This is a genomic window from Streptomyces sp. NPDC004561, assembly GCF_053602155.1.
The window spans coordinates 1-2,757 of the sequence record NZ_JBSGDB010000751.1; the positions used below are offsets into that span (position 1 = coordinate 1).

Annotated in this window: 3 protein-coding genes and 1 riboswitch; of the genes, 2 read left to right on the forward strand and 1 reads right to left on the reverse strand. The window is 73.3% G+C overall.

Annotation, left to right across the window (positions count from 1 at the left end):
* The first annotated feature begins 518 nt into the window (after positions 1 to 518).
* Positions 519 to 670, forward strand: a riboswitch (cyclic di-AMP (ydaO/yuaA leader).
* Positions 671 to 673: 3 nt separating this feature from the next.
* Positions 674 to 1,147: a C40 family peptidase gene (locus ACWEN3_RS44685; protein WP_452983935.1), complete on the forward strand. Its 474-nt coding sequence runs from the start codon at positions 674 to 676 to the stop codon at positions 1,145 to 1,147.
* Between the two features lie 7 nt (positions 1,148 to 1,154).
* Here the strand turns inward: ACWEN3_RS44685 and ACWEN3_RS44690 are convergent, their stop codons facing one another.
* Positions 1,155 to 1,772 (reverse strand): LysE family translocator, encoded by a 618-nt coding sequence (locus ACWEN3_RS44690; protein WP_452983938.1) that lies wholly within the window; start codon positions 1,770 to 1,772, stop codon positions 1,155 to 1,157.
* Between the two features lie 83 nt (positions 1,773 to 1,855).
* Between ACWEN3_RS44690 and ACWEN3_RS44695 the strand changes: the two genes are divergently transcribed.
* On the forward strand, positions 1,856 to 2,757 hold a 902-nt coding region (locus ACWEN3_RS44695; RefSeq protein WP_452983941.1), incomplete at its 3' end, for a LysR family transcriptional regulator.

Genomic DNA, 2,757 nt, shown 5'->3' on the forward strand with positions numbered 1-2,757 from the left:
CAGCGAGAAGTCCCCGGGCTTCACGCTCTACTCGCTCAGCGGCCACGTCGCGAGCCCCGGCCAGTACGAGGCCCCGCTCGGCATCACCCTCCGTCGGCTGAGCGGGACGCGTCTGCGGCCCCACGGGAGCCTTGTGTAGACGCGCCGTTCGGGCCGGACGCGAAACGGCCCGAACGACGTACGGCCGACCGGTGTATATCCGGATCACTTTCCGGGCCTCCCGACTTGCGCACCGGGCCGTTCCGGGGGCCAGGAGTGCATGCTTCTTCCCAGGTCCGGGGCTACGTCCGGGTTCTGACGGCGACTCGAACACAGCGCTGTCCACCCGAACGGCTGAGTGGTGAGTAACGCCACAAATCCCCGGTTCCGTTGGGATTTTCGGACAGCTGTGAGTGAAGATCCCTGTCTGACGACAAGACCCCGCCACCGCGGCGGGGCGATCCGGGCGGACGCCGAGTCCTGCCGCCGCCCGGATGACCGGTCGACAGGAGTGGATCGGCAGGAGTGGAGGACCCAGGCAAGGCGGGTCGCCGGAACGGATGTTCGTCCGTGTGCAGCGGACGGGCGGAGGCTCCGGGCGGCCCTTGGGGTGAAGCCGCGAAAGCGGCCGGGCTACTTCGCCAGCCCGAATCCGACAGGTCATCCTTCACAGGCGGCTGACGAAGGGTTGCGCATGACTGCGCTCAATCGTGTCCCGTCGCTGATGGCCCGGGCCGGCACGGCCTCGGCTCTCACCCTCGCCGCCGTCGGCGGCTCGATCGCGGTCCCGGGCCTCGCCACCGACGCCTCGGCCGCCACCATGGGGGCAAAGGCCCTCCAGGTCGCGGCGTCCAAGAAGGGGTCCCCGTACCAGTGGGGCGCCACGGGACCGTACCGGTTCGACTGCTCGGGGCTGACGCTCTACTCGTTCAAGAAGGCGGGCAAGACCCTGCCCCGGACCGCCGCCCAGCAGTACAACCGGACGCACCACATCTCCGTCGGCAGCCGCAGGGCCGGCGACCTGGTGTTCTTCCACTACGGCTCCAGCGTCTACCACGTCGGCATCTACGCCGGCCACAACAAGATCTGGCATGCCCCGAAGACCGGCGCGGTGGTGCGGCTCGAGAAGATCTGGACGAGGAGCGTGTGGTACGGCCGGGTCAGCTGACCGGGCCTCAGGGCAGGAGCGGCTCCAGCAGCAGGGCCGCTCCCAGCACCGTCAGCGCCACCCCGGTGCCCGCCTGGAGCCCACGGGCGGCCCGGGGCCGGCGCAGCCACCTGCCGAGCCGGTCCACCAGCAGAGCGACCACCTGGAACCACACCAGCGCCAGCGCGCACACGATCAGCGCGAGCAGCAGCGTGCGGGGCAGGGCCGGGCTCCCCGAGGGCACGAACTGGGGCAGCAGGCTCAGGAAGGTCAGCGAGGCCTTGGGGTTGAGGACGTTGGTGACGAAGCCCTGCCGGAGCGGGTGGGCGCGGTCCGCCACGGCCTCCTCGGGCGCTTCGGCGGGCCGTCGCAGCGACCACAGGGTGCGCACGCCGAGCTGGAGCACATAGGCGCCGCCCAGCAGCTGCAGCGCCCGGAACAGCGCCGGCACGGCGACCAGCACGGCCGCGACACCGGCCACCGCCAGAGTGGTGTGCACCAGCAGGCCGCCGGCGATGCCGAGCCCGCAGACCGCGCCGGCGCGGCGGGAGACGAGCGCGTTGCGTACGACCACGGTGAAGTCGGCGCCCGGCATGGCCACCAGGCCCGCGGCGATCCCGGTGAAGGCGATGAGCTGTCCGTCCATGCCGCCAGCCTGCCCGGCCGGAGCCTTCAGCAGGTATTTCGAATGGCCTGGGTCTGCCTTAAGCGCTGCTTTAGGCTGGCCGTATGTACGACCCCACTCGGCTGGCCGCGCTCGTGGCGGTCGCGGAGGCCGGCTCGATCACCCGGGCCGCCGACCGGCTCGGCTACACCCCGCCCGCCCTCTCCCAGCAGCTGGCCAAGCTGGAGCGGGAGGCGGGAGCGGCGCTGCTGGTGCGGCACCATCGCGGCGCCCGGCTGACCGAGGCCGGCGAGGTGCTGGTGGCGCGGGCCCGGCGGGTGCTCGACGAACTGGAGCGGGCCCGGCACGAGCTGGCGCGGCTCACCGGTCTCACGGGCGGCGCGCTGCGGCTCGGCACCTTCCCGACCGCGGGGGTGCATCTGCTGCCGCCGGCACTGAGCGCCTTCCGCCGGGCGCATCCGGACGTCCGGCTGTCCGTCGCGGACTACGACCCGCCCGCGGGGGTCACGGCGGTGGCGGCGGGCGAGGTGGACCTGGCGCTCACCCACACGTACCACCCGGCCGAGCCCTCGCCCGTGCCCGCCGGGGTGCGGCTGGAGCCGGTGCTGGTGGAGGAGCTGGTGCTGGTGACCGCCCCGGGGCACGCGCTCAGCAGCGCCGCTTCCCGGCTGCCGCTGGCGGAGCTGGCCGGGCAGCCGCTGATCAGCATGGCACCGCACCATTCGGCCCGGCGCGAGATCGAGGCCCTGCTGGCCGAGGCGGGGGCCACACCGGCGCTGCTGGTGCCGACTCCGGGATACGCGGTGGTGTGCGCGCTCGTCAGCGCGGGGCTGGGGGTGGCCGTCGTACCGGAGATGGTGGCCCGTACGGCGGTCACGCCGGTCGGTGTACGGCCGCTGGAGGCGGGGCGGCTGCGCCGCACGATCTCGGTGGTCCACCGCCCGGACGAGGCGGCGCCGGCCGCGGACGCCTTCAGGGCCCTGCTGCGCGGGGCGTTCGGACGGGC

What these genes read in the sequence shown, in the direction of transcription:
- ACWEN3_RS44685 (WP_452983935.1), top strand. Translation starts at nt 674, where the DNA reads ATGACTGCGCTCAATCGTGTCCCGTCGCTGATGGCCCGGGCCGGCACG.
- ACWEN3_RS44690 (WP_452983938.1), bottom strand. Translation starts at nt 1,772, where the DNA reads ATGGACGGACAGCTCATCGCCTTCACCGGGATCGCCGCGGGCCTGGTG.